The sequence below is a fragment of the Candidatus Curtissbacteria bacterium genome (assembly GCA_024654445.1).
GTDB lineage: Bacteria > Patescibacteriota > Microgenomatia > Curtissbacterales > GWA2-41-24 > JANLHP01.
Map to the genome: position 1 here is coordinate 1 of JANLHP010000009.1, position 1,522 is coordinate 1,522.

Consider the following 1,522-nt stretch of genomic DNA (forward strand, 5'->3'; position numbering starts at 1 on the left):
GAGAATTTTTTTACGTCAACACATAAAAACCGCTAATCTAAGTGTCATTTAAATCGATCCGTACAAAAATTACACATCATTTTACAAAAAAACTTACACACACAGTCACTGGACAGACAAACGCTCCTTTTCTATTATGAAAATTGTGATTTATATTGATCGGATTAATTGATCCAATTAATTGATCAGAGTGACCATGATTATCAATCCAGGTTCAAAAATAGCTGACATCCCTGCTCTTCAGGCAAGGCTGTTGCTTAGAGCAATGAATCGAGCTTGTAATTTTGGTTTAGGATTTGATGAGGAGCTTGTAGTCAAGAAATTGAATGTCTCAAAAGTCGAGGCGAAGAAAGTAATTCAAAAACTGATTAAAGAGGGGTTTGTAGAAACAGAAACTTTAGAAGACAAATGGGATAGACGTTGGAAAACTACTATAAAGGGAAATGCATACTCTCAAGCAACTTCCGCAAAACCCATATTGAGAGCTACAGCAAATAAAAATCTGCTTAGATTCGTCACCCGGGTTAAAGAAGTGTCTATGGATCCTTACTGGCTTCATAAACCAGCTAAAATCGTTATTTTTGGAAGCTATCTCTCGGAAAAACCTCGACTCGGAGACATTGACATTGCGATGGACATGGTAAGAAAGAATGAATACATGCGCGAAGAAATCTACGATAAATTAAGAAAGAAGAAACTTGGGGCTGCGTACGCGGCGGGTAAGCAATTTAATACCTATGTAGACACCCTTTTTTGGCCGTATACAGAAACCATGAACTACCTGAAATCAAAGGACAGAACCCTGTCAATACGGAATCTCGAGGAGGAGAGACATCTGGTGGAAAGCGTGAAGCATGAAATAATTTGGGAAAACGATAAACTTTACCTCGAAAAATTTCCTGGAATTACAAAACTGATGAATTCTTAGGCTAGCGCAACGACTATAAATCTCAATTTTGTGATAAGATGGAATGGCTAAAACTACACGTCTAAGAATACCGCGTCTCGGAGTCCCCGCCCCGGGCTCCCTCTGCCCCGGTGGTGGCGCCATGCCGTCCAATATTCCCCAGCCCGCCTCGGGATCTTCGGTTCCGTTCTAAACAAATCGTATGACACAAAAGAAATTGTTACTACTCATCTCAGTCTACCTTCTCGTAGGAGTAGTTGTTTGGCTTTGGGCAAATGGAGGGTTTATTCTTCCATGGAATTGGGTTACTCGGGGTGACCTTGGTAATTTTTGGATGATACTCGGCTGGCCCATCGTACCTTTTCTTCCTTATTTGATCCGATTTTAAGCACATACTCCCTCCCGAGAAGCGGAGTTCCGCTAACTCGAACCCGTCCAGCGTCGTTGCTCAAGAACCTCCAACACTCCCTGGCTGCAAGAACCCCTCCAACTCCCCTTGTGCTCAAGGGGAGCGTCAGAAGAGATATTCGAAAACTCCTCCCTTAATGTAAGGGAGGTTGGGAGGGATACAGGATAAGCGAGGTAACAAGAGTTACAGCGAATCAACGTTTGACG

General features: G+C 42.4%; 1 protein-coding gene. It reads left to right on the plus strand.

Features of this window, described 5'->3' with window-relative positions:
* Positions 1-196 precede the first annotated feature (196 nt).
* Entirely contained in the window at positions 197-928 is a 732-nt protein-coding gene (locus tag NUV69_00690) for a hypothetical protein (protein ID MCR4324191.1), read from the plus strand.
* Positions 929-1,522: the final 594 nt, after the last annotated feature.